The sequence below is a fragment of the Streptomyces sp. NBC_00249 genome (assembly GCF_026342355.1).
Lineage (GTDB): Bacteria > Actinomycetota > Actinomycetes > Streptomycetales > Streptomycetaceae > Streptomyces.
The window spans coordinates 519,860-544,481 of sequence record NZ_JAPEMV010000006.1 but is presented as its reverse complement, the minus strand read 5'-3'; the positions used below and the strand labels follow the sequence as shown (position 1 = coordinate 544,481).

The following is a 24,622-nucleotide window of genomic DNA, read 5'->3' as shown; positions in this document are numbered from 1 at the left end:
CGGTACGCGAGCTGGGTTTAGAACGTCGTGAGACAGTTCGGTCCCTATCCGCTGTGCGCGTAGGAATATTGAGAAGGGCTGTCCCTAGTACGAGAGGACCGGGACGGACGAACCTCTGGTGTGCCAGTTGTCCTGCCAAGGGCATGGCTGGTTGGCTACGTTCGGGAGGGATAACCGCTGAAAGCATCTAAGCGGGAAGCCTGCTTCAAGATGAGTATTCCCACCTCCTTGAGAGGGTAAGGCTCCCAGTAGACGACTGGGTTGATAGGCCAGATGTGGAAGCCCGGTAACGGGTGGAGCTGACTGGTACTAATAGGCCGAGGGCTTGTCCTCAGTTGCTCGCGTCCACTGTGTTAGTTCTGAAGTAACGAACCGTGTCCATGCCCGGTTGGTTAACTTCATAGTGTTTCGGTGGTCATAGCGTTAGGGAAACGCCCGGTTTACATTCCGAACCCGGAAGCTAAGCCTTTCAGCGCCGATGGTACTGCAGGGGGGACCCTGTGGGAGAGTAGGACGCCGCCGAACAATCATTGTGGGAAAGCCCCGCACCTTATGGTGCGGGGCTTTTCTGCGTTCAGGGGCCGGCAGGGCCGCTCGTGGACTCCTGTAGGGTCAGGGGGCATCGATTCGACCATTTCTAGCGTCACAGTGGAGGCCCCCGGGTGGAGGTCCAGGAGACTCGGGTTCAGACTGACCGAATTTTCACCATTCCGAACATCCTGAGCATGGCTCGCCTGGTCGGCGTGCCGCTGTTCCTCTGGCTCATCCTGGAGGGGTACGACGGGTGGGCGCTGGCCGTCCTGATGCTGAGCGGGATCAGCGACTACCTCGACGGAAAACTCGCGCGCCGCTGGAATCAGATCAGCAATCTCGGCCGTCTGCTCGACCCCGCCGCGGACCGGCTCTACGTCCTGACCACGCTCTTCGGTCTGACCTGGCGCGGCATTCTGCCCCTCTGGCTTACCGGCGCGCTCCTTGCCCGTGAGGCAATGTTGCTGGTCATGGTGTGGATCCTGCGCCGGCACGGCTATCCGCCGCCCCAGGTCAACTTCCTCGGCAAGGCCGCGACCTTCAACCTGATGTACGCCTTCCCCCTGCTGTTGCTCAGTGACGGTGACGGCTGGTTGGCCTGGATGGCGTCCGTTTTCGGATGGGCGTTCGCGGGTTGGGGTACAACGCTCTATTGGTGGGCAGGAATCCTTTACGTGGTGCAAGTCCGCCGTCTGGTCAAGGCGGATGCCACGGCCGATTGAGCTCGCTCGGCGCCGGTACTGACGCGGAGGAGTAGCGGGAGTCACCGTCCGAGACGGGTGAGGTCGGCTGGACCGTCATCTCTCTAGGAGGATTCTTCCGACATGAAGGCCGTCGTGATGGCCGGTGGCGAAGGTACGCGGCTTCGCCCCATGACCTCAAGCATGCCCAAGCCGCTCCTGCCGGTGGCGAACCGGCCGATCATGGAGCACGTGCTCAGGCTGCTCAAGCGCCATGGGCTCAGCGAGACCGTGGTCACGGTGCAGTTCCTGGCGTCGCTCGTCAAGAACTACTTCGGTGACGGCGAGGAGCTCGGGATGGAGCTCACCTATGCCAACGAGGAGAAGCCACTCGGCACCGCCGGCAGCGTGAAGAATGCCGAGGAGGCCCTGAAGGACGACACGTTCCTCGTCATTTCCGGCGATGCGCTCACCGACTTCGATCTCACCGATCTCATCAGCTTCCACAAGGAGAAGGGCGCACTGGTCACGGTGTGCCTGACCCGGGTGCCGAATCCGCTGGAATTCGGGATCACCATCGTGGACGAGGAAGGAAAGGTCGAGCGCTTCCTCGAGAAGCCGACCTGGGGCCAGGTGTTCTCGGACACCATCAACACCGGCATCTACGTGATGGAGCCGGAGATCTTCAACTACGTCGACCCGGACGTCTCCGTCGACTGGTCCGGCGACGTCTTCCCCCAGCTGATGAAGGAAGGCCGGCCGATCTACGGCTACGTGGCCGAGGGCTACTGGGAGGACGTGGGCACCCACGAGAGCTACGTCAAGGCGCAGGCCGACGTGCTCGAGGGCAAGGTCCAGGTCGACATGGACGGCTTCGAGATCTCGCCCGGGGTGTGGATCGCCGAAGGAGCCGAGGTGAGCCCGGACGCGGTCCTGCGCGGCCCGCTGTACATCGGGGACTACGCCAAGGTCGAGGCCGGGGTGGAGATCCGCGAGCACACCGTCATCGGGTCGAACGTCGTCGTCAAGAGCGGGGCCTTCCTCCACAAGGCCGTGATCCACGACAACGTGTACATCGGGCCGCACAGCAACCTGCGCGGTTGCGTCATCGGCAAGAACACCGACATCATGCGCGCCGCCCGGATCGAGGACGGCGCCGTCATCGGTGACGAGTGCCTGGTGGGTGAAGAATCCATCATTCAGGGCAACGTGCGCGTCTACCCGTTCAAAACCATCGAGGCCGGCGCCTTCGTCAACACCTCGGTGATCTGGGAGTCGAGAGGCCAGGCGCACCTGTTCGGCGCCCGCGGCGTCTCCGGGATCCTGAACGTGGAGATCACCCCCGAGCTGGTGGTGAAGCTCGCGGGCGCCTACGCGACCACCCTCAAGAAGGGCGCGATCGTCACCACGGCCCGTGACCACTCCCGAGGCGCCAGGGCGCTCAAGCGCGCCGTGATCTCGGCGCTCCAGGCCAGCGCCATCAACGTCCGGGACCTGGAGAACGTGCCGCTGCCCGTGGCCCGGCAGCAGACCGCCCGCGGCGCGGCCGGCGGCATCATGATCCGGACCTCGCCCGGAGTGCCGGACTCCGTGGACATCATGTTCCTCGACGAGCGCGGCGCCGACCTCTCGCAGGCGCAGCAGCGCAAGCTGGACCGGGTGTACGCGCGCCAGGAGTACCGGCGTGCCTTCCCCGGGGAGATCGGTGACCTGCAGTTCCCGTCGAGCGTCTTCGACTCGTACACGGGCTCGCTGCTGCGCCGGGTGGACACCACCGGGATCGCCGATTCCGGCCTCAAGGTGGTCGTGGACGCTTCGAACGGCAGCGCCGGGCTCGTCCTGCCGAGCCTGCTGGGCCGGCTCGGCGTGGACGCGCTGACGATCAACCCAGGTCTCGACGAGTCCCGGCCGACCGAGACCCGCGAGTCCCGGCGGGCCGGGCTGGTGCGGCTCGGGGAGATCGTCGCGTCGGCGCGGGCGGCCTTCGGGGTGCGCTTCGACCCGGTGGGCGAGCGGATCTCCCTGGTGGACGAGCGCGGGCGGATCATCGAGGACGACCGGGCGCTGCTCGTACTCCTCGACCTGGTGGCCGCCGAGAAGCGCAGCGGCAAGGTGGCGCTGCCCGTGACCACCACCCGGGTCGCCGAGCAGGTGGCGGCGTACCACGGCACGCAGGTGGAGTGGACGACGACCTCGCCGGACGACCTGACCCGGGTGGGCCGCGAGGAGACCACGATCTTCGGCGGTGACGGCCGGGGCGGTTTCATCGTCCCGGAGTTCAGCAGTGTCTTCGACGGGTCGGCCGCTTTCGTGCAGCTGATCGGGCTGGTGGCGCGGACGCAGCTCACGCTGAGCCAGATCGACGCCCGCATCCCGCGCGCGCACGTGCAGAAGCGGGACGTGCCCACGCCGTGGGCGGCGAAGGGGCTCGTCATGCGGCGGGTCGTGGAGGCGGCCGGGGACCGGCAGGTGGACACCACCGACGGGGTGCGCGTGGTCGAGGCCGACGGGCGGTGGGCGCTGGTCCTGCCGGACCCGGCGGAAGCGGTCACGCACCTGTGGGCCGAAGGTCCCGACGACGCGTCCGCGCAGGCGTTGCTGGACGAATGGGGCGCCGTGGTGGACGGAGCCGGGGAGCACTGACCCCGGTGAGGGGCGCCTGCGCCCCGTAGGACGGACGTCCGGCGGGCCGGGTACGGGCAGTCGCCCGGCCCGGCCCGCCGGACGGACGCATTCGGTGTGTACGGCGCCGACATGCGACGATGTGCGGCATGTCGCAGCCGCCCAACAGCCGGAGCTCGGCCACACCGCCCGCGCGCCCGGACGCCTCCATGTCGCTGCTGACGCACGTGATGGACCACAGTCTCGACGAGGGCTACGCGCAGGCGACCGCCCGGCGCGAGGCGGACGGTACGGCGGGCCTGCCGCGGACCCTGAAGGCCAAGCTGGCGCTCGCCGCCGGGCTCGTGCTCGCGGCCATGGTCGTCACGCTGGGCGCGGCGCAGGCGCGGATAGCCGCCCCCGTGCTGGCCAAGGAACGCCAGGAGCTGATCGACAGGGTGCAGCGGGCCGACGCGCACGCGGACGGCCTGGAGCGGGACGTGGAGCGGCTGGGCGGCGAGGTCGCCGACAGCCAGCGCGAGGCGCTCAAGCAGCACGGTGGTGAGCAGGGACAGCTGGTGGCGTTGCTGTCGGGTGCAACCGAAGTGCACGGTTCCGGCGTCAAGCTGGTGGTGGACGACGCCAAGGGATCTTCCTCGGCCGGTGGTGGCGGACCGCGCGAGAGCGCCGGGTTCTCCGACACCGGGCGGGTCCGGGACCGGGACATGCAGAGGATCGTCAACGGGCTCTGGCAGGCCGGGGCCGAGGCGGTGTCGATCAACGGGCAGCGGCTGACGGCGCTGTCGGCGATCAGGGCCGCCGGTGACGCGATACTGGTCGACAACAGGCCGCTGGTGCCGCCCTACGAGATCCTCGCGGTGGGCGACAAGAAGCGGCTGCCCGCCGCCTTCCAGGACTCCGTGGACGGCCAGTACCTGCACGTCCTCCAGGAGAGCTACGGGATCCGCTACGCCCTGTCCGCCCTGGACCAGGTGAAGCTGCCGGCGGCGTCGAGCCTGACCGTACGAACAGCTACAGCAGCAGAGCCGAAGAAGGGTGCATCGTGATCGCGGTACTGGGCCTCGTGGCCGGAGTGGTGGTCGGACTTCTGGTCCGGCCCGAAGTGCCGGCCGTGGTCGAGCCTTATCTGCCGATCGCCGTGGTGGCCGCGCTCGACGCGGTGTTCGGCGGTCTGCGCGCGATGCTGGACGGCATCTTCGTGGACAAGGTCTTCGTGGTGTCCTTCCTGTCCAACGTGGTCGTGGCCGCGCTGATCGTCTTCCTCGGTGACAAGCTGGGCGTCGGGTCCCAGCTGTCGACGGGTGTGGTCGTCGTCCTCGGCATCCGGATCTTCTCCAACGCCGCGGCCATCCGCCGGCACGTCTTCCGGGCGTGACGCCGATGAGTACGGACAACACCCCGCCCGAGGAGCCCGAGGTCCCGGCGCAGCCGCCGAAGGAGCAGCCCGCGCAGGCCGCTCGGCCCGCAGAGCCGGCGGAGCCCGCAGAGCCCGAGCAGACCGGGCGGCAGCGGCTCGCGGCCGGTCTGTGGCCGCCGCGGGTGAGCCGGGCCCAACTGATCGTCGCGCTGCTGCTGTTCGTCCTGGGGCTCGGGCTCGCGATCCAGGTCCGCTCCAACAGCGACTCCAGCGCACCGCTGCGCGGCGCCCGCCAGGAGGACCTCGTACGGATCCTCGACGAGCTGGACGGACGCACCAAGCGCCTGGAGGACGAGAAGCAGCGGCTGGACGACCAGCGCAAGGAGCTCCAGAGCAGCTCCAACCAGGCCGAGGAGGCGCGCAGACAGACCGTGGAGAAGGAGCGCCAACTGGGCATCCTGGCCGGTACCGTAGCTGCTCAGGGGCCCGGGATCACGCTGCGGATCACCGATCCCAAGGGGCAGGTGCGGTCCGACCAGCTGCTGGACACCTTGCAGGAGCTGCGGGCGGCCGGCGCCGAGGCGATCCAGATCAACGGCGTGCGCGTCGTGGCGGGCTCGTACTTCTCGGACGAGGGCGGCGGGGTCGCGATCGACGGTAAGAAGATCACACAGCCCTACGAGTTCAGGGTGATCGGCAAACCGCAGGATCTGGAGCCCGCCCTCAACATCCCGGGCGGTGTCGTGCAGACGCTGGAGAAGGAACACGCCACCGTCGCCGTCACACGGTCGGCGAAGATCGTTGTGGACGCCTTGCGGGCTGCGAAGCAGCCTGACTACGCTCGGTCGTCATCACCGTGAGGCCGGGTGGAATGTGGAGCGGCTCACGCGGGCGGATGCCTGCGGGGGGTCGACGCACCGAAGTCGCGGTGCGTGGTGGAAACTGTCTGGTGGTTACGGACGTTGTGAGAATGTCCGGGTCGGCAGGTGTGTGCATGCAGAGTTCGTCCTGCCCCACGGGCGGGTCTGTTTCGGTCAAGGGGAATCGCCCGTGAAGTTGTTTGAGAAGTTGTTCGGCAAGAAGAACCGCGAGGAGAGTGGCGCGGCGCGTCACCGTGCGGGTCATGGCGAGGGGGAAGGGCAGGGCGACCGGCCGCTCTTCCGCGACGAGGTGGCCGGCCCGGGAGACAATTCGGGCGCGCAGGGCGCGTCGAGTGTTGACCCTGCCGGTTCCGGACGCATAGGTTTCGGTGAACCATCAACCTCAAGTACGGGTGGAGGGTTTACGCCCGACCCGTACGCCACCAATGCCTCCGCGGGGCAGCCGCGGCGCGAGGAGCCGTCCATGTCGGCCGAGCAGGTGTGCAGCAGGTGCGGGCACCGCAGCGATGCGGCCAGCCGGTTCTGCTCCAACTGCGGGGCGCCGCTGCGGCCGGGCCTGACGCCGGAGCGTGCCTCGGAGACCACGTCCACGATCTCGATCTCGGGCCTCGAGGCCTACGAGGCCGAGGTGTCGGGACAGCACGTGTCGTCCTCGCTGTCCCCCGAGGCCCAGGCCGCGGTGGAAGCGCTGCCGCCCGGTTCCGCGCTGCTGATCGTCCGGCGCGGGCCCAACTCCGGCAGCCGCTTCCTGCTGGACGGTGAGCTGACCACGGCGGGACGCCACCCGCAGAGCGACATCTTCCTGGACGACGTCACCGTCTCCCGGCGTCATGTCGACTTCCGCCGGGGCCAGGACGGTGGCTTCACCGTCTCCGACGTGGGCAGCCTCAACGGCACGTACGTGAACCGTGAGCCGATCGACTCCGTCGCCCTGCACAACGGCGACGAGGTGCAGATCGGCAAGTACCGGCTGGTCTTCTACGCGAGCCTGCGGAGCATCTGACCCGTCAAGGGAAGGTCCCATGCTGCGTACCCCCACCGGCGGTGCCCCGAAGAACGGCACCGCCGGTAGTGCCGCCTCAGCCTCGGCCGGGCGGCTGGTGAGCATCGGCACGGTGCTGACCACGCTGCGCGACGAGTTCCCCGAAGTCACCATCTCGAAGATCCGCTTCCTGGAGGCGGAGGGGCTCGTCGAGCCCCGGCGCACGCCGTCGGGGTACCGCAAGTTCAGCACGGGCGACGTGGAGCGGCTCGCCCGCGTGCTGCGCCTCCAGCGCGACCACTACCTCCCGTTGAAGGTCATCCGGGAGCAGCTCGACGCCCTCGACCGGGGCGAGCAGATCCGCATCCCCGCGCCCACCGCGCACGGGGAGTCCGTGGATGCCGGCCCTGAGGTCCTGTACGGCGAGGCGGGCCGGGAGCGGCCGACCGTGGCCCGGGTGGGCCGTGCCGAGCTGATCGCCGCCGCGGAGGTGGACGAGGTCCAGCTCGTGGAGTGGGAGTCGTACGGGCTCATCTCCGAGGCCTCCGGCGGCGGGTTCGACGCCGAGACGGTCACCGTGGCCCGGCTGATCGCGGACCTCGGTCGATTCGGGCTGGAGCCGCGCCATCTGCGCGCTATGAAAGCGGCCGCGGACCGGGAGGCCGGTCTGGTGGAACAGGTCGTCTCACCGCTGCGCCGGCACCGCAACCCGCAGACCCGGGCGCACGCGGAAGCCACGATGAAGGAGCTCGCGGGGCTGTGCGTACGCCTCCACGAGGCCCTCGTGCAGACCGCGCTCGGGGTCCGGCTGCCCTGACCCGAGTCGGTCGACGGGGGCCCCGACTACCCAAACCTGCCGGGCAGGTCCTAGGGTTGCTGTGTGAACGAGCTCGACGTTGTGGGTGTCCGGGTGGAAATGCCCTCCAACCAACCGATCGTGCTCCTGCGTGAAGTGGGAGGCGACCGGTACCTCCCCATCTGGATCGGACCAGGGGAGGCGACCGCCATTGCCTTCGCGCAGCAGGGGATGGCCCCTGCCCGGCCGCTGACGCACGACCTGTTCAAGGACGTGCTGGAGGCGGTCGGTGAGGAGCTCACCGAGGTCCGGATCACGGATCTGCGGGAGGGCGTCTTCTACGCGGAGCTGGTCTTCGCCAGCGGGGTCGAGGTGAGCGCGCGGCCTTCCGACGCCATAGCGCTGGCCCTGCGGACGGGGACGCCGATCTACGGCAGTGACGGCGTGCTCGACGACGCCGGAATCGCCATTCCCGACGAGCAGGAGGACGAGGTGGAGAAGTTCCGTGAGTTCCTCGACCAGATCTCGCCGGAGGACTTCGGAACGGGGCCGCAGTAGGCGGCCGGGGCGGTAGGAGGCCGGAAGGCCGGGGGTCCGCGGTGAAACGCGGGCCGCGTCGTCCTCCGGGGACTTTCAGCCCATTCGAGTAGCCTTTCCCCGCAAGGGGGTACGGGAAACCACTCTCAGGGTGATTATCACTCGGCGTGCCGAGTGTGGCGATCGTTGACGCACCCCTGGTCACTGCCTACCTTCAAGGTGGCAGGTCAAGGACGGAGGGTCGGCGTGAGGATCACGGGCGACGGTACGACCGGGGGCATCCCCGCGCGGAGCGACGGTGCGCCGTACCCGCTGCACGGTGGCGCGGCGGGTTCCGCGCACCGGCAGCCGGCGTCGACGCCGGTCGGACCGGTGAGCGACGCCCCGGCACCGGAGCAGGTCGGCTACCGGGGGCCGACGGCGTGCGCCGCGGCCGGCATCACGTACCGGCAGCTCGACTACTGGGCGCGGACCGGGCTGGTCGAGCCGAGCGTGCGTCCCGCCTACGGGTCGGGGACGCAGCGGCTGTACAGCTTCCGGGACGTGGTCGTCCTCAAGATCGTGAAGCGCTTCCTGGACACCGGAGTGGCGCTGCAGAACATCCGTACCGCCGTGCAGCACCTGCAGGAGCGGGGCTTCGGCGACCTGGAGCGCATGACGCTGATGAGCGACGGCGCCACCGTGTACGAGTGCACCTCCCCGGACCAGGTGGTGAGCCTGCTCCAGGGCGGGCAGGGCGTCTTCGGCATCGCGGTGGGCGTGGTCTGGCGGGACGTGGAGAGCGCCCTGTCGCAGCTGCACGGGGAGCGCGTGGACACGGGGGAGACCCTGGTGGGCCACAACCCGGCGGACGAGCTGGCGGCCCGCCGCAACAGGGCCGTCTGACTCCCGAGGGTGCGGGCGGCGGCCCGTTGTCAGTGGCGTAGGGCAGCATCGGTGCTGTGAGAGCCGCCCCGACCATCCTGCACCTGGACATGGACGCCTTCTACGCCTCCGTGGAGCAGGCGGCGAAGCCCAGTCTGCGCGGGAAGGCCGTGATCGTCGGCGGGCTCGGGCCGCGCGGGGTCGTCGCGACCGCCTCCTACGAGGCCAGGCGCTTCGGGGTGCACTCCGCGATGCCGACCGCGCAGGCCCGCAGGCTGTGCCCGAACGGCGCCTACCTGATCCCCCGCTTCAGCCTCTACAAGGAGGTCAGCGAGACCGTCATGGGGCTGCTGCGGGAGCTGTCGCCCCTCGTGGAGCCCCTCAGCCTGGACGAGGCCTTCGTGGACCTGGAGGCGGGCGGCAGGGCCTTCGACGCGGAGAGCGCCCGCGCCACCGGGGAGCGGCTGCGGGCGGACATCGCGGCCCTGACGGGGCTCAGCGGCTCGGTGGGCCTGGCCGGGTCGAAGATGCTGGCCAAGGTGGCCTCCGAGGAGGCCAAGCCGGCCGGGCTGCTGCTGATCGAGCCGGGGACCGAGCGGGAGCTGCTCGCGCCGATGTCGGTGCGGACCCTGCCGGGGGTGGGCCCGGCCACCGGGGAGCACCTGCGGCGGGCCGGGATCACCACCGTGGGGGAGCTGGCCGAGGCCGGTGAGGACGAGCTGGTCCGGATGGTGGGCCGGGCGCACGGGGTCGGCCTGTACCGGATGGCGCTGGGGCTGGACGACCGGCCCGTGGTCGCGGAGCGGGACGCGAAATCGGTGTCGGTGGAGGACACCTTCGACGTGGACATCCACGACCGGGTGCGGATCCGGGGCGAGGTGCAGCGGCTCGCCGACCGGTGCGTGGGGCGGCTGCGGGCTTCGGGGCACTCCGGGCGGACCATCGTCCTGAAGGTGCGGCGGTACGACTTCTCCACGCTGACCCGCTCGGAGACCCTGCGCGGGCCGACCGACGATCCCGCGGTGGTGCGGGAGGCCGCGGCGCGGCTGCTGGAGGGCGTGGACACCACCGGCGGGGTGCGGCTGCTGGGCGTCGGCGTGACCGGGCTCGCGGACTACACGCAGGAGGACCTCTTCGCCCAGGCGCTCGGCACCGACGCCGACGGGGCGGGGGAGGCCCAGGAGGCGGAAGGGGCGCCGGAGGCGGCGGCGGGGGCGGCGATGGGGGAGCCGGCCCGGGAGGCGGCGGTGGCGGAGCAGGAGGCCGCTCCCGCGCGCCACTGGGCGGCGGGGAGCGACGTACGGCACGCCGTGTACGGGCCGGGCTGGGTGCAGGGCAGCGGGGTCGGGCGGGTGACCGTACGGTTCGAGCGGCCCGGATCGCCCCCGGGCCGGGTCCGCACCTTCCTGCTGGACGACCCGGAACTGGAGACGGCCGATCCGCTGCCCCTGGTGGGGACGGCGGACCGGGAGCAGACGGCCTAGCGGTGCTTCTTGGGGGGCGGGGGCGGCGGGTGGTGGAAGTCGTCCGGGAGGATCACGTCCAGCCCGTAGTGGTGGTAGAGCTGGAGCTCCTGCTCGGGGGAGAGGTGGCGGCCGACCCCGAAGTCGGGGGCGTCCTTGATCAGGGAGCGCTCGAAGGGCACGCGGAGGGTCTCGCCCACCACCTCGCTGGGCTCCAGGGGGACGAAGGCGTCCCGGCCGAAGAGGCCCGTACGGACGGCGGCCCATTCCGGTACCCCTGTGGCATCGTCGAGGTAGACCTCGTCCACGGTGCCGATCTTGGCGCCGTTGCGGTCGAATGCCTTGCGGCCGATCAGGCTGCGCGGATCGATGTCGGTCTGCACGGTCCCTCCGTCTGGTCGCAGGTGATGCACAACTCATCCGTTATGACTACAAAAGTGCATATCTGGAGAGGGGGCCACTCGAGGGAGCGCCCAGATCCTCGCTGGTAGGCTGGGTGACGGCTGTTGACCCTGTGCGGGAGAGTCCTCCGAGTGAGTTCGACGGAGGCGCCGAAGGAGCAAATCCTCCCCGGAATCTCTCAGGCATACGTACCGCACGTGGTGAGGCCACTCTGGAAAGCAGGCGCGGTACCGGTCACGCAGTACCGGTTCCGCTCCTCACCGACGGTGAAAGCCGGATCTCGCGGGCGACCCCTGTGAGGCCCGGTGAAGCTCTCAGGTTGAGATGACAGAGGGGGAGGCCGTCCGGGTGCCCGCGCCGTGGTGCCCCTCGCAGGTCATACGACCAGGAGGCCTCCGTCATGACCGCCAACCGCATTCCGCTCTCCCAGCTGGAGCGAGGCATCCCCTTCGAGCAGCGCCACATCGGCCCGGATGCCGAGGCGCAGGCGAAGATGCTCGCCCAGGTGGGCTACGGCTCCCTGGACGAGCTCACCGCCGCCGCGGTGCCGGATGTCATCAAGACCGCCGCCGCGCTGAACCTGCCCGAGGCGCGGACCGAGGCCGAGGTGCTGGCCGAGCTGCGCTCGCTCGCAGACCGCAACCAGGTCCTGTCCTCGATGATCGGCCTCGGCTACTACGGGACCTTCACGCCCCCGGTCATCCTGCGCAACGTCATGGAGAACCCGGCCTGGTACACGGCGTACACGCCCTACCAGCCGGAGATCTCGCAGGGCCGCCTCGAGGCGCTGCTGAACTTCCAGACCGTCGTCGCCGACCTGACCGGCCTGCCGACCTCCGGTGCCTCCCTGCTCGACGAGGGCACCGCGGCCGCCGAGGCCATGACGCTGGCCCGCCGGGTCGGCAAGGCCAAGGGCAACGTCTTCCTCGTCGACGCCGACGCGCTGCCGCAGACGATCGCCGTGATCGAGACCCGCGCCGAGCCGATCGGCATCGAGATCGTCGTCGCCGACCTGTCGGACGGCATCCCGGCCGAGATCGCCGAGCGCGGGATCTACGGCGTGCTCGTCCAGTACCCCGGCGCCTCCGGTGCCGTACGCGACATCAAGCCGGTCATCGACCAGGCGCACGGGCTCGGCGCGATCGTCGCCGTCTCCGCCGACCTGCTCGCCCTGACCCTGCTGACCTCCCCGGGCGAGCTGGGCGCGGACATCGCGGTCGGCACCACCCAGCGCTTCGGCGTCCCGATGGGCTTCGGCGGACCGCACGCCGGCTACATGGCCGTCCAGCAGCAGCACGCCCGCTCGCTCCCCGGCCGCCTCGTCGGCGTGTCCGTGGACGCGGACGGCAACAAGGCGTACCGCCTGGCGCTGCAGACCCGTGAGCAGCACATCCGCCGTGAGAAGGCCACCAGCAACATCTGTACCGCGCAGGTGCTGCTGGCCGTCATGGCCGGCATGTACGCCGTCTACCACGGTCCGGACGGCCTGCGCACGATCGCCCGCCGCACCCACCGCTACGCCGCCCTGCTCGCCGCGGGCCTGACGGCCGGCGGGGTCGAGCTGGTGCACGGCTCCTTCTTCGACACGGTCACCGCCCGGGTGCCCGGCAAGGCCGCCGAGGTCGTCGCCGCGGCCCGCGAGGGCGGGGTCAACCTGTTCCAGGTGGACGCCGACCACGTCTCGGCCGCCTGCGACGAGACCACCCTGCGCGCCGACATCGAATCCGTCTGGGCCGCCTTCGGGGTCAGCGCGGACATCGAGGCCCTCGACGCCTCCGCCGCCGACACCCTGCCCGAGGGCCTGCTGCGCTCGGACGACTACCTCGGCCACCCGGTCTTCCACCAGCACCGCTCCGAGACCGCGATGCTGCGCTACCTGCGCAAGCTCTCGGACAAGGACTACGCGCTGGACCGGGGCATGATCCCGCTGGGCTCCTGCACCATGAAGCTCAACGCGACCACCGAGATGGAGCCGGTCACCTGGCCCGAGTTCGGCCAGCTGCACCCCTTCGCCCCGGTCGAGCAGGCCGAGGGGTACCTCACGCTCATCACCGAGCTGGAGGAACGTCTCTGCGAGGTCACCGGCTACGACAAGGTCTCCATCCAGCCGAACGCCGGCTCCCAGGGTGAGCTCGCCGGCCTGCTGGCCGTCCGCGCCTACCACCGGGCGAACGGCGACGAGCAGCGCACCATCTGCCTGATCCCGTCCTCCGCGCACGGCACCAACGCCGCGAGCGCCGTGATGGCCGGCATGAAGGTCGTCGTCGTCAAGACCGCCGACGACGGCGAGGTGGACGCGGCCGACCTGCGCGCGAAGATCGAGCAGCACGGCGAGCAGCTCGCCGTGCTGATGATCACCTACCCGTCGACGCACGGTGTGTTCGAGGAGCACGTCGCCGACATCTGCGCCCAGGTGCACGAGGCCGGCGGCCAGGTGTACGTGGACGGCGCGAACCTGAACGCCCTGGTGGGCCTGGCCAAGCCGGGTCACTTCGGCGGCGACGTCTCGCACCTGAACCTGCACAAGACCTTCTGCATCCCGCACGGCGGCGGCGGCCCGGGCGTCGGCCCGGTCGGTGTCCGCGCGCACCTGGCCCCGTACCTGCCGAACCACCCGCTCCAGCCGACCGCCGGTCCGGAGACGGGCGTGGGTCCGATCTCGGCCGCGCCGTGGGGTTCCGCCGGCATCCTGCCGATCTCCTGGTCGTACGTCCGCCTGATGGGCGGCGAGGGCCTCAAGCGCGCCACCCAGGTGGCGGTGCTCGGCGCGAACTACATCGCCAAGCGCCTGGAGCCGCACTACCCGGTGCTGTACACGGGCCCGGGCAACCTGGTGGCGCACGAGTGCATCATCGACCTGCGTCCGCTGTCGAAGGCGACGGGCGTGAGCGTCGACGACATCGCCAAGCGTCTGATCGACTACGGCTTCCACGCGCCGACCATGTCCTTCCCGGTCGCGGGCACGCTGATGATCGAGCCGACGGAGTCCGAGGACCTCGCCGAGATCGACCGTTTCTGCGACGCGATGATCGCCATCCGCGGTGAGATCGAGCGGGTCGCGGGCGGCGAGTGGCCGCTGGAGGACAACCCGCTGGCCAACGCCCCGCACACCGCGGCGGCCCTCGGCGGGGAGTGGAACCACCCGTACAGCCGTGACGAGGCGGTCTTCCCGGGTGGTGTGTCGGCCTCCGAGAAGTACTGGCCGCCGGTGCGCCGGATCGACGGTGCCTTCGGCGACCGGAACCTGGTGTGCTCCTGCCCGCCGCTGGACGAGTACGACAACTGAGGTCCCGTACGGGACGACAGGGTGACACGGTGAAGGGGCCGGTCCTGGAGCATTTCGCTCCGGGGCCGGCCCCTTCCGTCTGCTGCTGTCCCGCCGTGCGCTCGCCCTACGCCGCCGCGAGCGGGCGGTGCGGGGCGATGATCTGGCCGTCCGGCAGCAGCTCACCGGTGTCCTCGAAGAGCAGGACGCCGTTGCACAGCAGGCTCCAGCCCTGTTCCGGGTGGTTGGCCACCGGGCGGGCGGCCTCCCGGTCGGCGGACTCTGATGACGGGCAGGCAGGCTCGTGCTGGCACATGGATGCGTTCTTTCGCTGCGGTGTGGTCTGTTCGCTACGGCTCGATGCGTGATTCATGGCCGTCCCCCTGTGTCGTCCCCGCACCTGCGGGGAGGATGTCCTCAGTCTTCCCCCATGACGGCTGCTTCGCAGGTATTTCCCGGCAGCTGTCCTCATGGATTGATGACGCATCACTCGTGCGGGCGGTTCAGGCCAACTCCCCTGTCATTTCGGATGGTTCGCGGGTGGCCCGAGAGGACTAGGCCGAATGGGTCACCCGGGTCACGCGCATCACGCCGGGCCGCGGGATCAGGCCGCCGGGGCCGCCACCGGCGGCGGGACCGGAGGGGCCGGCGGGGTCAGCCGGTGGGTCAGTACGGGCAGCAGTTCCGAGACCGGGTGCGGTCGGAACGCGGCGATCCCGGGCGGGGCCGGTGCCAGGGGTACGAGCAGATCGGCGGCGGCGGGCAGGCCGGAGGAGGCGTCGGCGCCGACCGCCCCGTGCAGCCACAGGGTCAGCATGTACAGCTCGGGTACGGACAGCAGCCGCGGCTGGTAGCTCTTGCCGAGCGACTCCGCCTGGCGCAGGGCGCGTTCGGTGGCGGCGACGTAGGGGCCCTCGAAGAAATGGGAGAAGGCCCAGCCGTCCGGGGTCAGACGGGTGTCGGCCGCGGCGACGAAGCGGTCGCCGCTGCGGATCAGGAAGCGCCAGCCGGTGAGCCGGGTGCGCGGCGGCCTGGCACCGGCCCCGACGGCCGACCTGTTCAGCCGGTCGAGCACGTGGACCGGGAGCGGGAGTTCGGCGGTGACCGGACCCTGGACCGCGCGCAGGGTCGGGGTGTGCGCCTCGTGGACGGCGGTGGGAGAACCGAGTGCCGCGAGGACGCTGCGCAGGGCGGGCGCGGGGGCCGGAAGGACATGCAGCGGCATGGTGGGTCGCCTCTCACTTGGGAGACCTGTGGTACGGGGGAAGGTGCGGACGGCGCTGTCGCATTCTGGGGTCAGAGGTGGGCTGTGGGGCAATGGCCGCGCGCCAACTCTCTGCCTCGTTTGCGGAGTTTATACGACATGTGTTCACACAGTGTTTCGGCTAGCTGTCCCGCCCATTGCCGACAAGGCGCTTACCGGACCCGCTGTCGTGGTATTCATGCCGGTTGCACGCGAACAAGCCGCGCTGACCTCGGAGGTTACCGGACTGGGGCTCGGCTGGAAAGCGTCGGTAATCCGGAATCGGCAAAGTCGACGCTGGATTTGCGTAATCCGGCATGCCAGGTGAATGTGCCGGAGCGCCCATCCGGCCATACCGGCGCGCGCTCCCCGGCCGGACCCGGCGGCCCGGCGTTAATGATCACGCGCCCTGGGCATCATCGACCGTAACGCGCGCCCGGGTGCACCGGGCCAGGCCCACTCGAGGAGGGACGCTTCGATGGGGGAGAAGGTCGTGGCGGGCGGATTCGACCTGTCCGATCGGCATCGGTATCGGAGGAAGCTTCACGAGTGCCTGGAGGGGCTGGAGCGGCTTCTGGCCGAGAAGAGGTTCGATCGCCCCAAGAACATGATGGGGCTGGAGATCGAGTTGAATCTCGCCGGTTCCGACGGTTTGCCGCGAATGGTGAATGCACAGGTACTGGAGCGGATTGCGAGCCCCGATTTCCAGACCGAACTCGGAATGTTCAACCTGGAGGTGAACGTCCTGCCGCACCGGCTCGACGGCAGGGTATTCGACCAGCTCGCGGAGGAACTGAGCGCGGGGCTGCACTACGCCCACCGGCAGGCCGCGGCGATCGACGCGGGCGTGGTGATGATCGGGATCCTGCCGACGCTCTCCCGCTCCGACCTGGCCCCGGCCAACCTCTCCGAGGTGGACCGCTACTCCCTGCTGAACGAGCAGATCCTGATGATGCGCGGAGAGGACTTCACCCTCGACATCGACGGGGTCGAGCGGCTGACCTGGAGCACCGGCTCGATCGTGCCCGAGGCCGCCTGCACCTCCGTACAGCTGCACCTGCAGGTCACCCCGGCGCGGTTCGCCGACGTGTGGAACGCGGCGCAGGCGGTGACGGCCGTACAGATAGCCGTGGGCGCCAACTCGCCGTTCCTGTTCGGGCGGGAGCTGTGGCGAGAATCGCGGCCGCCGCTGTTCACGCAAGCCACCGACACGCGCCCGCCCGAGCTCAAGGCGCAGGGAGTGCGGCCGCGCACCTGGTTCGGGGAGCGGTGGGTGGACTCGGCGTACGAGCTCTTCGCCGAGAACGTCCGCTGGTTCCCCTCGCTGCTGCCCATCTGTGACGAGGAGGAGCCGCTGCGGGTCCTGGCCGAGGGCGGGGTGCCGAGCCTGCAGGAACTGGTGCTGCACAACGGCACGGTGTACCGCTGGAACCGGCCGGTCTACGGGGTGGCCGACGGGGTGCCGCACCTGCGGGTGGAGAACCGGGTGCTGCCGGCCGGGCCGACCGTCGCCGACGTCGTCGCCAACGCGGCCTTCTACTACGGGCTCGTACGCACCCTCGCGGACGAGCAGCGCCCGGTGTGGACCCGGATGCCGTTCGCGGAGGCGGAGGCCAACTTCGACGCGGCCTGCCGGTACGGGATCGACGCGCGGCTGCACTGGCCGCGCCGCGGCCGGGCCGGGGGGCTGGTCAGCGTACCGGCGGTGCGGCTGGTGCTGGACGAGCTGCTGCCGATGGCCGCGGCCGGACTCGACGCCTGGGGCATCGAACCCGCCGACCGGGACCTCTACCTCGGGATCATCGAGGAGCGGTGCCGGCGCCGGGTGAACGGGGCGACCTGGCAGGTGGACACCTACCACCGGGCACTCGCGGGCGGGCTCGAACGGGACGCCGCGCTGGCCGCGACCACCCGGCGCTACAGCGAGCTGATGCACAAGGGGGACCCGGTGCACACCTGGCCCGTGGGCATCGAGGAAGAGGAGGTGAAGGCTCCGGCAGCGGCCCGCCGCTGACCGCCCCCGGGCCCCGCCCGCCCGTCCCGCCGATCCGCCCCGGCCGCCGAGGAGGCAGTATGGGGTGGTCACAGCGGGATGGGCGGACGGGAGTCGGACGTGCGGACGGAGCCGGAGCCGGTGGTCGTGGAGCTGCGCGGGGAAGAGCGGCGCGGCCTCCTGCGCACCGAGACGCTGCTCGTCCTCGCGCTCTCGCTGGGGGCGAGCGGGGTCTCGGCGCTGATCAGCTTCATCGGCTCGCTCACCAAGCCGGGCGGACTCAAGGACCAGGCCGCCACGCTCAACGGCTCGTACGCGCCCGGGCGGCCCTGGCTCGACCTGGCGTGGCAGCTCTTCGGGATCGCGAGCGCGCTGGTCCCCGTCCTCCTGGTCGCGCACCTGCTGACCCGCGAGGGCGCGCCGGGGCTGCGGGTGCTGGGCTTCGACCGCACCCGGCCGGTGTGGGACCTGGGCCGGGGCGCGCTCGTGGCCGCCGGGATCGGCAGCGCCGGGCTGGCCTTCTACCTCGCGGCCCGGGCCACCGGATTCAACCTCACGGTGGTGCCGGAGGCGCTGCCCGACGTGTGGTGGAAGTTCCCCGTACTGATCCTCTCCGCCGTGCAGAACTCCGTGGTGGAGGAGGTCATCGTGCTGGCCTACCTGCTGCGCAGGCTCGGCCAGCTGGGCTGGTCGCCGATGGCCGCGCTGGTCGCGAGCTCGGTGCTGCGCGGCTCGTACCACCTCTACCAGGGCATCGGCGGGTTCATCGGGAACGTGGTGATGGGCGTCGTCTTCGTCCTCGCCTACCGGCGCTGGGGCCGGGTGGGGCCGCTGGTCGTCGCGCACGCGCTGCTCGACATCGTGGCCTTCGGCGGGTACGCGCTGCTCGCGGGCAAGGTGGGCTGGCTGCCCACCCCGTAGCCGCCGGCCGTCCTGCGGGTGTCAGGGGGCGGTGAGCAGCTCGCCGTCGATGACGGTGACGGCGCGACCGGTCAGGAACGTACGCTCGCCGGCGAGCCGCACCCGGACCAGTCCGCGGCGGGCGCCGCCCTGGAGTCCGGTCAGCTCGGTGCGGCCAAGGCGCGCCGCCCAGAACGGGGCGAGGGCGGTGTGCGCGCTGCCGGTGACCGGGTCCTCGTCGATGCCGAAGGCGGGGAAGAAGCCGCGGGAGACGAAGTCGTAGCCGCGGGAGGGGTCCTCGGCGGGCGCCGTGACGATCACTCCGCGACGGGAGTAGCCGCGCAGGACCGCGAGGTCGGGGGTGAGCTCCCGTACGGTCCGCTCGTCGGCCAGTTCCACCACCAGGTCGCCGATGTGGGCGGAGGTGTCGTGGACCGAGACGATCTCCGCGCCGAGTGCGCGGCCCACCTCCGGGACCGGCTCGACCGGGGTCAGTGAGGACGTGGGGAAGTCCATGGTGATCGTGCCGTCCTCGGCCGCCTCGGTGGTGAGGACGCCGCAGCGCGCACTGAAGCGGATCCGTCCGGTGGCGAGGCCCTGCTCGGTGAGGACGTGTGCGGTGGCGAGGGTGGCGTGGCCGCACATGTCGACCTCGGCGGTGGGGGTGAACCAGCGCAGGGCCCAGTCGGCGTCGCCGCCGGGCGGCAGGGGGTGCGCGAAGGCGGTCTCGGAGAGGTTGACCTCGGCGGCGACCTGGCGGAGCCAGGCGTCGGGCGGGAAGGGGCCGTCGAGGAGGAGGACTCCGGCGGGGTTGCCGTGGAAGGGGCGGTCGGTGAAGGCGTCGACGATTCGGATGCGCATGGACCGACCGTAGGGCGGGCTCCCGATCACGGACAAAGGCCAATCCGGGGTGACTGGCCTGGTCCGTGCGGGGTCGAGGGGGAGGGGGCGGGTCAGGTCCGGGAGAGGGCCTTGGTGCCGGACAGGAGGGGGATGAGGGTGAAGTTCCCGTTGCCGCGACCGCAGGTCGGGGTGGTGTCGGCGGTGTTGGAGACCTTCGTCCCCGTCGAGTAGCGGCCGTCACCGGCGGGTGTGATCACCGTGGTGAAGTGGTCGGCGAGGGGGCCGTAGTAGTACTGGCACTGCTGGAGGTTCAGGTACCGGCCGGCGGTCAGGTCCAGTGCCTTGACGGAGGACAGCAGGGGGACCAGGTAGTAGAGCCCGCGGCCGGGACCGCAGTCGACCGTGGTGTCGGCGGTGTTGGAGACGTTCGTCCCGGTACCCCACTCACCGCCCCCGCGCGAGACCACCACGGTGAGGTGGTCGTGCTGGAGCTCGGAGTAGTACACGCACTGGTGCAGGTTCAGATAGCGGCCGGCGCTCAGGTCGAGCGACTGGAAAGAGGCCCAGGGACGGATCGGGGTGTAGTTCCCGTCGCCGTTCCCGCAGGACAGGTTCTGGTCCGGTGCGGCGGAGGTGTTCGTTCCGGCGATGAACCGGCCGTCGCGGCTGGGCACCACCGTCGTGATGTAGTCGACGCCCGGGGTGGGCGCGTACACGCACTGGTGCAGGTTGAGGTAGTTGCCGGCCAGCGGCCGAGGGCTGTCGGCGGTGGCCGGCGGGCCGGGTACGAGGAGCAGTGCGGCGGTGGCCGCCGTGGCGGCGAGCCACGTCCGGACGCGTCCCTTGAGGCGCATGGATGTCCCCTTTCGTCATGTGTCGTCCTGAGGTGGGGCCAGCACAGCACGCCCCTACGGCTTTCGATCATGAGTCCCATCCCTAATCCACCTGAAGGTGTGGATTGTCCGTGCGCTGTATTGACTCGGTCGTCGACTGTCGGCGACAGCTTCCGATATATCGTTGACGCATCGCGATGGATCAGTGATAGTGAAGGAGTCGACACGACGACGACAGCGCGTAACAGCGCATGACAGCGACGACGAAGACGGAAGGAGCGCAGTGATGCGTTCATTCGGACAGCACGACCACGGGCAGGACCACGGACGGGGTCACGGCCACTGCGGGCCGGACCGTCGGGAGGAGTTCATGGGGCGGCGTGCCGCCTTCGGCCCGTTCGGACCGCCCTTCGGTGGCCCCTTCGGCGGACGCGGCGGGCGCGGTGGACCGCGCGGCCGGGCCCGGCGGGGCGACGTACGCGCCTCGATCCTGGCGCTGCTCGCGGACCGGTCGATGCACGGCTACGAGATGATCCAGGAGATCGGCGAGCGCAGCGGCGGGGCCTGGAAGCCCAGCCCCGGCTCGGTCTACCCGACCCTCCAGCTGCTGGAGGACGAGGGCCTCATCGTCAGTGAGAGCGAGGGCGGCAAGAAGCTGTTCACGCTCACCGACGCCGGCCGCGCCGAGGCGGAGTCCGGTCCGGACGCCCCCTGGGCGGACGCCGGACGCGGCTTCGACTTCGAGGCGATGCACGAGGTGCGCACCGCCGGCATCGGCCTGATGGAGGCCTTCGGGCAGGTCTTCAAGACCGGCTCGCCCGAGCAGCGGGAGAAGGCCCTCGGAGTGATCAACGACGCCCGCAAGAAGCTCTACCTGATCCTGGCCGACGAGCACTGAGCCGGCCCGCCGGACCTCCCGGCGTACGTGGGGCCGGGGTGGGCGCCGGGTGCCTCAGGCGACCAGGCCGGCCAGTTTGCGCAGCGACTCGTTCAGCGCGGCGGTCGCCGAGTCCTTGAGCTTGCCCGCCATCAGGGAGACCGCGGCGCCCGTGAACTCCCCGTCGATGCGGACCGTCGTGGCCGCCCCGTCCGGGACCAGGGTGTAGCGGGTGAGGACGGCCACGCCCATCGGCCCCTTGCCGGTGACGGCGAAGACGCGCTCGGCCTCGAGCTCCGACACCGTCCAGAGGACCTCGGCCGGGAAGCCCATCATCTTCATGTTCTCGGCGAAGGTGGCTCCGACCGCGAGGGTCTCGGGACCGCCCTTCGGGAAGTTGGTGTGGGTCATGCTCCACTGGCCGTACGCGTCCCAGTCGGTCAGCTGGGCCCAGAGCTTCGCGGCGGGCGCCTCGATGCGTGATTCCGCGGTGACTTCAGCCATGCGTCCACCCCTTCTCGTCGGGTACGTGCGGCGGAACGTAGTCCCGGCGGACGGAACATTCAAGACTGACGACCTGTCAGATTCCGGTACTCCCGGCCGGCCGGGTCTCGGGTGCGTCTCAACAGGTGTCACCCCTGTGACGCTCCTGACGGGCCCTGCCATGATGGCCCGATGCAAGCGTCAGGGAAGAACGCCGGACTGGGCCTCGCCCTCGTCTCGGCGTGTGCGTTCGGTGGTTCGGGAGTGGCGGCGAAGCCACTGATAGAGGCGGGTCTGGACCCGCTGCACGTGGTGTGGCTGAGGGTGGCCGGAGCGGCGCTGGTGCTGTCCCCGCTGGCCTGGCGCCACCGCGGTCTGGTGCTGCGCAAACCCTTGCTGCTCGCCGGCTTCGGGCTGGTCGCGGTCGCGGGCGTGCAGGCCTTCTACTTCGCCTCCCTGTCCCGGATCCCGGTCGGGGTCGCCCTCCTGCTGGAGTACCTGGGCCCCGCCCTGCTGCTCGGCTGGATCCGCTTCGTCCAGCGCAAGCCCGTCACCCGGGCCGCCGCGGCGGGGGCGGCGGTGGCCGTCGTCGGTCTGGCCTGCGTGGTCGAGATCTGGGCCGGGCTGAGCCTGGACCTGCTCGGGGTGCTGCTCGGCCTCGCCGCGGCCTGCTGCCAGGCCTTCTACTTCGTCTTCGCGGACCAGGGCACCGACGGGGACGACGTGCCCGACCCGCTGGGCGTGATCGCGTACGGCATGATCGTCGGCGCCGTCGTGATGACCGTGATCGCGCGGCCCTGGGAGATGGACTGGCAGGTGCTGGGCCGGGACGCCGCGCTCGGCGACACCCAGGTGCCCGCCCTGCTGCTGCTGGGCTGGGTGGTGCTGGTCGCGACCGTGTTCGCGTACCTGACCGGGGTGGTCTCGGTGCGCAAGCTCTCCCCGCAGGTGGCGGGCGTCGTCGCCTGCCTGGAGGCGGTCATCGCCACCGTGCTGGCGTGGGTGCTGCTCGGCGAGCACCTCTCGGCCCCGCAGATCGCCGGCGGCGCGCTGGTGCTGGGCGGCGCCTTCATCGCGCAGTCCTCCCGGCCGGGCCGCCAAGGGGCCGCGGATCCGGCCGTGCCTGCCAAGGAGACGACCCCGGCCTAGGCGGTCCCGGCCTAGGCCCTGTCGTCAAAGTGGCGCCTGGCCCGCGCCACTTTGACGACAAGACCTAGGGCTCTGGTACGGGCGCCGGGCACCGCGTAGGGTGTCGATCATGCCTTCGACCGTGCTTCCGCCTCCCGCCGCCTAGCGCGGGCGGCTTCCACGCGAACCACAACCGTGCCCGGGCAGTCCCCGGGCCGGTCGGCGCTGCCCGCGAAGAGATGACCTGCCTTCCTCATCCTTCACGCATGCGCGGAGAAACACGTGTCGAACCTCTCGCCCGTCGCCGGGCGCAGTCTGCTGTACCTCGTCGTCGCCGGAGCCGCCTGGGGCACCGCCGGGGCGGCCGCCTCCCTCCTCTTCCTGGCCAGTGACCTCGGGCCGCTCGCCCTGTCGTTCTGGCGGTGCGCGGGCGGGCTGGTCGTACTGCTGGGGGTGCTCGCCGTACGGAGGCCCTCGCGCGGGGCGCGCCCGGCGCCGGCCCGGCCCTCGGCCGCCTCGCTGATCGGGACCGGGCTGCTGTTCACCCTCTTCCAGGCCGCCTACTTCGCCGCCGTGCGCGAGACCGGCCTGGCGGTCGGCACCGTGGTCACCCTCGGGGCCGGTCCCGTGCTGATCGCGCTCGGGGCCCGCTACTGGATGGGCGAGCGGCTGGGCCGGGGCGGGGTGACCGCCGTCGGCGGGGCCCTCGCCGGGCTGGCCGTGCTGGTGCTGGGCTCCGGCGGCGGTGAGGTACGGCCCGCCGGGGTCGGCTGGGCGCTGCTGTCGGCCGCCGGGTACGCGGCGATGACCCTGCGGGCCCGGTCGCTCGGGCGGCGCGGGGCCGGCGGAGACCCGCTCGTCACGACCGCGTGGTCGGTGGGGGTGGGCACGGTGTGCCTGCTGCCGCTCGCCGCGGTGGAGGGACTGCTGCCGCACACCGCCGAGCTGGCGCGGGTGCTGTGGCTGCTGGTCTACGTCGCCACGGTGCCCACGGCCCTGGCGTACGCGCTGTACTTCACGGGGGCCGCGTCGGTGCGGGCCGCGACCGTGTCGGTGATCATGCTGATCGAGCCGGTGAGCGCGGCCGCCATCGCCGTCGTACTGCTCGGGGAGCGGCTGACGGGGGCCGTCGTGCTGGGCACCGTACTGCTGCTGTCGGCGGTGGGCGCGCTGATCGTGGCCGAGGCGCGCGGACCGCGGGACGGGTCGGGGGGCCGGGGCCCGGAGGGCGGGGCGGGCGGCGGACCGGTGGTCCGGCCCGCCCCCGAGCCTCAGAGCGCGGCGATGTAGTCCGGGACGGTCATGCCGGGGGTCAGGTCGGCGGCCGGGACCGGGGTCCCGTACGCCGGCGCGACCGGCACCACGCCCGACCAGAAGGGCAGGCCCAGGTCCGCGGCGTCGTCGTTCGGCCCGCCCGTGCGGATCTTCGCCGACACCTCGTTCAGGTCCAGCCGGATCACCGCCGTGGCGGCGAGTTCCTTGGCGTTGGCGGGGCGGGAGTCGGCGGAGCGGCCGGGCACGACGTGGTCGACCAGGGCGTCCAGGGCCATCCGGCACTCTGCCTCGTCGGTGACCTGGTAGGCGGTGCCGTGCACGACCACCGAGCGGTAGTTCATCGAGTGGTGGAAGGCCGAGCGGGCCAGCACCAGGCCGTCGACGTGCGTCACGGTCAGGCAGACGGCCAGGCCCGGGTCGGCCTTGCCGGCGGCCAGCAGCGGGCGCGAGCCGGTGGAGCCGTGCACGTAGAGGGTCTCGCCGACCCGGCCGAAGAGGGTGGGCAGGACCACCGGCGCGCCGTCGCGGACGAACCCGAGGTGGCAGACGTAGGCCTGGTCGAGTATCGAGTGGACCGTCTCGCGGTCGTAGCGCGCCCGCTCGCGGGAGCGGCTCGGGACGGTGCGGTCGGTGGGCTCGTAGGCGACGGGGGTGGTGGTCATGGTGC

General features: G+C 70.9%; 23 protein-coding genes, 2 rRNA genes and 1 riboswitch. Of the genes, 18 read left to right on the top strand and 7 right to left on the bottom strand.

Annotation, left to right across the window (positions count from 1 at the left end; translation table 11 throughout):
* The 12 genes from OOK31_RS27330 to OOK31_RS27275 form a co-directional block, all read left to right on the top strand.
* Nucleotides 1-333 (top strand): 23S ribosomal RNA (locus OOK31_RS27330); the annotation flags it as partial.
* 74 nt (nucleotides 334-407) lie between these two features.
* Nucleotides 408-525: ribosomal RNA gene (gene rrf / locus OOK31_RS27325) — 5S ribosomal RNA — on the top strand.
* 137 nt (nucleotides 526-662) lie between these two features.
* On the top strand, nucleotides 663-1,253 hold the full coding sequence (locus tag OOK31_RS27320; protein ID WP_267090001.1) for a CDP-alcohol phosphatidyltransferase family protein: 591 nt from the start codon (nucleotides 663-665) through the stop codon (nucleotides 1,251-1,253).
* A 102-nt stretch (nucleotides 1,254-1,355) separates the two neighbouring features.
* Nucleotides 1,356-3,854, top strand: a complete 2,499-nt coding sequence (locus tag OOK31_RS27315) for a mannose-1-phosphate guanyltransferase (protein ID WP_267090000.1) — start codon at nucleotides 1,356-1,358, stop codon at nucleotides 3,852-3,854.
* Between the two features lie 119 nt (nucleotides 3,855-3,973).
* The gene (locus tag OOK31_RS27310; protein WP_267089999.1) at nucleotides 3,974-4,879 is read left to right on the top strand and encodes a DUF881 domain-containing protein; all 906 of its coding nucleotides are present in this window, start codon (nucleotides 3,974-3,976) and stop codon (nucleotides 4,877-4,879) included.
* Nucleotides 4,876-5,208: a small basic family protein gene (locus OOK31_RS27305; RefSeq protein WP_030158423.1), complete on the top strand. Its 333-nt coding sequence runs from the start codon at nucleotides 4,876-4,878 to the stop codon at nucleotides 5,206-5,208. The genes OOK31_RS27310 and OOK31_RS27305 overlap by 4 nt, the downstream gene beginning before the upstream one ends.
* A gap of 5 nt (nucleotides 5,209-5,213) precedes the next feature.
* On the top strand, nucleotides 5,214-6,050 hold the full coding sequence (locus OOK31_RS27300; protein WP_267089998.1) for a DUF881 domain-containing protein: 837 nt from the start codon (nucleotides 5,214-5,216) through the stop codon (nucleotides 6,048-6,050).
* A gap of 82 nt (nucleotides 6,051-6,132) precedes the next feature.
* Nucleotides 6,133-7,074, top strand: a complete 942-nt coding sequence (locus OOK31_RS27295) for an FHA domain-containing protein (RefSeq protein ID WP_267090032.1) — start codon at nucleotides 6,133-6,135, stop codon at nucleotides 7,072-7,074.
* A gap of 19 nt (nucleotides 7,075-7,093) precedes the next feature.
* Nucleotides 7,094-7,870 carry a MerR family transcriptional regulator gene (locus OOK31_RS27290; protein WP_267089997.1) on the top strand — a complete coding sequence of 259 codons (777 nt, stop codon included), beginning with the start codon at nucleotides 7,094-7,096 and terminating at the stop codon, nucleotides 7,868-7,870.
* 63 nt (nucleotides 7,871-7,933) lie between these two features.
* Complete coding sequence (locus tag OOK31_RS27285) at nucleotides 7,934-8,407, top strand: bifunctional nuclease family protein (RefSeq protein ID WP_007262890.1); 474 nt, start codon at nucleotides 7,934-7,936, stop codon at nucleotides 8,405-8,407.
* Between the two features lie 225 nt (nucleotides 8,408-8,632).
* Entirely contained in the window at nucleotides 8,633-9,271 is a 639-nt protein-coding gene (locus tag OOK31_RS27280) for a MerR family transcriptional regulator (RefSeq protein WP_267089996.1), read from the top strand.
* A 56-nt stretch (nucleotides 9,272-9,327) separates the two neighbouring features.
* On the top strand, nucleotides 9,328-10,734 hold the full coding sequence (locus OOK31_RS27275; RefSeq protein WP_267089995.1) for a DNA polymerase IV: 1,407 nt from the start codon (nucleotides 9,328-9,330) through the stop codon (nucleotides 10,732-10,734).
* On the opposite strand, the gene OOK31_RS27270 is transcribed toward OOK31_RS27275, so the two are convergent.
* Nucleotides 10,731-11,096 carry a PRC-barrel domain-containing protein gene (locus OOK31_RS27270; RefSeq protein WP_267089994.1) on the bottom strand — a complete coding sequence of 122 codons (366 nt, stop codon included), beginning with the start codon at nucleotides 11,094-11,096 and terminating at the stop codon, nucleotides 10,731-10,733. The genes OOK31_RS27275 and OOK31_RS27270 overlap by 4 nt on opposite strands.
* Nucleotides 11,097-11,220: 124 nt before the next feature.
* A riboswitch (glycine riboswitch) is annotated at nucleotides 11,221-11,319 on the top strand.
* A gap of 196 nt (nucleotides 11,320-11,515) precedes the next feature.
* Between OOK31_RS27270 and gcvP the strand changes: the two genes are divergently transcribed.
* Entirely contained in the window at nucleotides 11,516-14,401 is a 2,886-nt protein-coding gene (gene gcvP, locus OOK31_RS27265; protein WP_267089993.1) for an aminomethyl-transferring glycine dehydrogenase, read from the top strand.
* 106 nt (nucleotides 14,402-14,507) lie between these two features.
* On the opposite strand, the gene OOK31_RS27260 is transcribed toward gcvP, so the two are convergent.
* Both OOK31_RS27260 and OOK31_RS27255 read right to left on the bottom strand, forming a co-directional pair.
* Nucleotides 14,508-14,696: a DUF5999 family protein gene (locus tag OOK31_RS27260; protein WP_323188254.1), complete on the bottom strand. Its 189-nt coding sequence runs from the start codon at nucleotides 14,694-14,696 to the stop codon at nucleotides 14,508-14,510.
* A gap of 288 nt (nucleotides 14,697-14,984) precedes the next feature.
* A complete protein-coding gene (locus OOK31_RS27255) occupies nucleotides 14,985-15,605 on the bottom strand; it encodes a hypothetical protein (RefSeq protein ID WP_267089991.1) in 621 nt (206 codons plus the stop codon).
* Nucleotides 15,606-16,101: 496 nt separating this feature from the next.
* On the opposite strand from OOK31_RS27255, the gene OOK31_RS27250 reads away from it, so the two are divergent.
* Entirely contained in the window at nucleotides 16,102-17,637 is a 1,536-nt protein-coding gene (locus OOK31_RS27250; protein ID WP_267089990.1) for a glutamate-cysteine ligase family protein, read from the top strand.
* 78 nt (nucleotides 17,638-17,715) lie between these two features.
* Entirely contained in the window at nucleotides 17,716-18,537 is an 822-nt protein-coding gene (locus OOK31_RS27245) for a CPBP family intramembrane glutamic endopeptidase (RefSeq protein WP_267089989.1), read from the top strand.
* Between the two features lie 21 nt (nucleotides 18,538-18,558).
* On the opposite strand, the gene OOK31_RS27240 is transcribed toward OOK31_RS27245, so the two are convergent.
* Entirely contained in the window at nucleotides 18,559-19,377 is an 819-nt protein-coding gene (locus OOK31_RS27240; protein WP_267089988.1) for a PhzF family phenazine biosynthesis protein, read from the bottom strand.
* A gap of 92 nt (nucleotides 19,378-19,469) precedes the next feature.
* Complete coding sequence (locus OOK31_RS27235; RefSeq protein ID WP_267089987.1) at nucleotides 19,470-20,213, bottom strand: hypothetical protein; 744 nt, start codon at nucleotides 20,211-20,213, stop codon at nucleotides 19,470-19,472.
* A gap of 265 nt (nucleotides 20,214-20,478) precedes the next feature.
* Between OOK31_RS27235 and OOK31_RS27230 the strand changes: the two genes are divergently transcribed.
* Nucleotides 20,479-21,090, top strand: coding sequence for a PadR family transcriptional regulator (locus OOK31_RS27230; RefSeq protein WP_267089986.1), 612 nt, complete (start codon nucleotides 20,479-20,481; stop codon nucleotides 21,088-21,090).
* A 54-nt stretch (nucleotides 21,091-21,144) separates the two neighbouring features.
* On the opposite strand, the gene OOK31_RS27225 is transcribed toward OOK31_RS27230, so the two are convergent.
* Complete coding sequence (locus OOK31_RS27225; protein WP_267089985.1) at nucleotides 21,145-21,573, bottom strand: SRPBCC family protein; 429 nt, start codon at nucleotides 21,571-21,573, stop codon at nucleotides 21,145-21,147.
* A gap of 171 nt (nucleotides 21,574-21,744) precedes the next feature.
* Here OOK31_RS27225 and OOK31_RS27220 point away from each other — a divergent pair, with 171 nt between their 5' ends.
* Together OOK31_RS27220 and OOK31_RS27215 are read left to right on the top strand one after the other, a co-directional pair.
* Entirely contained in the window at nucleotides 21,745-22,701 is a 957-nt protein-coding gene (locus OOK31_RS27220; protein ID WP_267089984.1) for a DMT family transporter, read from the top strand.
* A gap of 261 nt (nucleotides 22,702-22,962) precedes the next feature.
* Nucleotides 22,963-23,970 carry a DMT family transporter gene (locus tag OOK31_RS27215; protein ID WP_267089983.1) on the top strand — a complete coding sequence of 336 codons (1,008 nt, stop codon included), beginning with the start codon at nucleotides 22,963-22,965 and terminating at the stop codon, nucleotides 23,968-23,970.
* Here the strand turns inward: OOK31_RS27215 and OOK31_RS27210 are convergent.
* Nucleotides 23,952-24,617: a pyridoxamine 5'-phosphate oxidase family protein gene (locus tag OOK31_RS27210; protein WP_267089982.1), complete on the bottom strand. Its 666-nt coding sequence runs from the start codon at nucleotides 24,615-24,617 to the stop codon at nucleotides 23,952-23,954. The two genes, OOK31_RS27215 and OOK31_RS27210, sit on opposite strands and share 19 nt — an antisense overlap.
* Nucleotides 24,618-24,622: the final 5 nt, after the last annotated feature.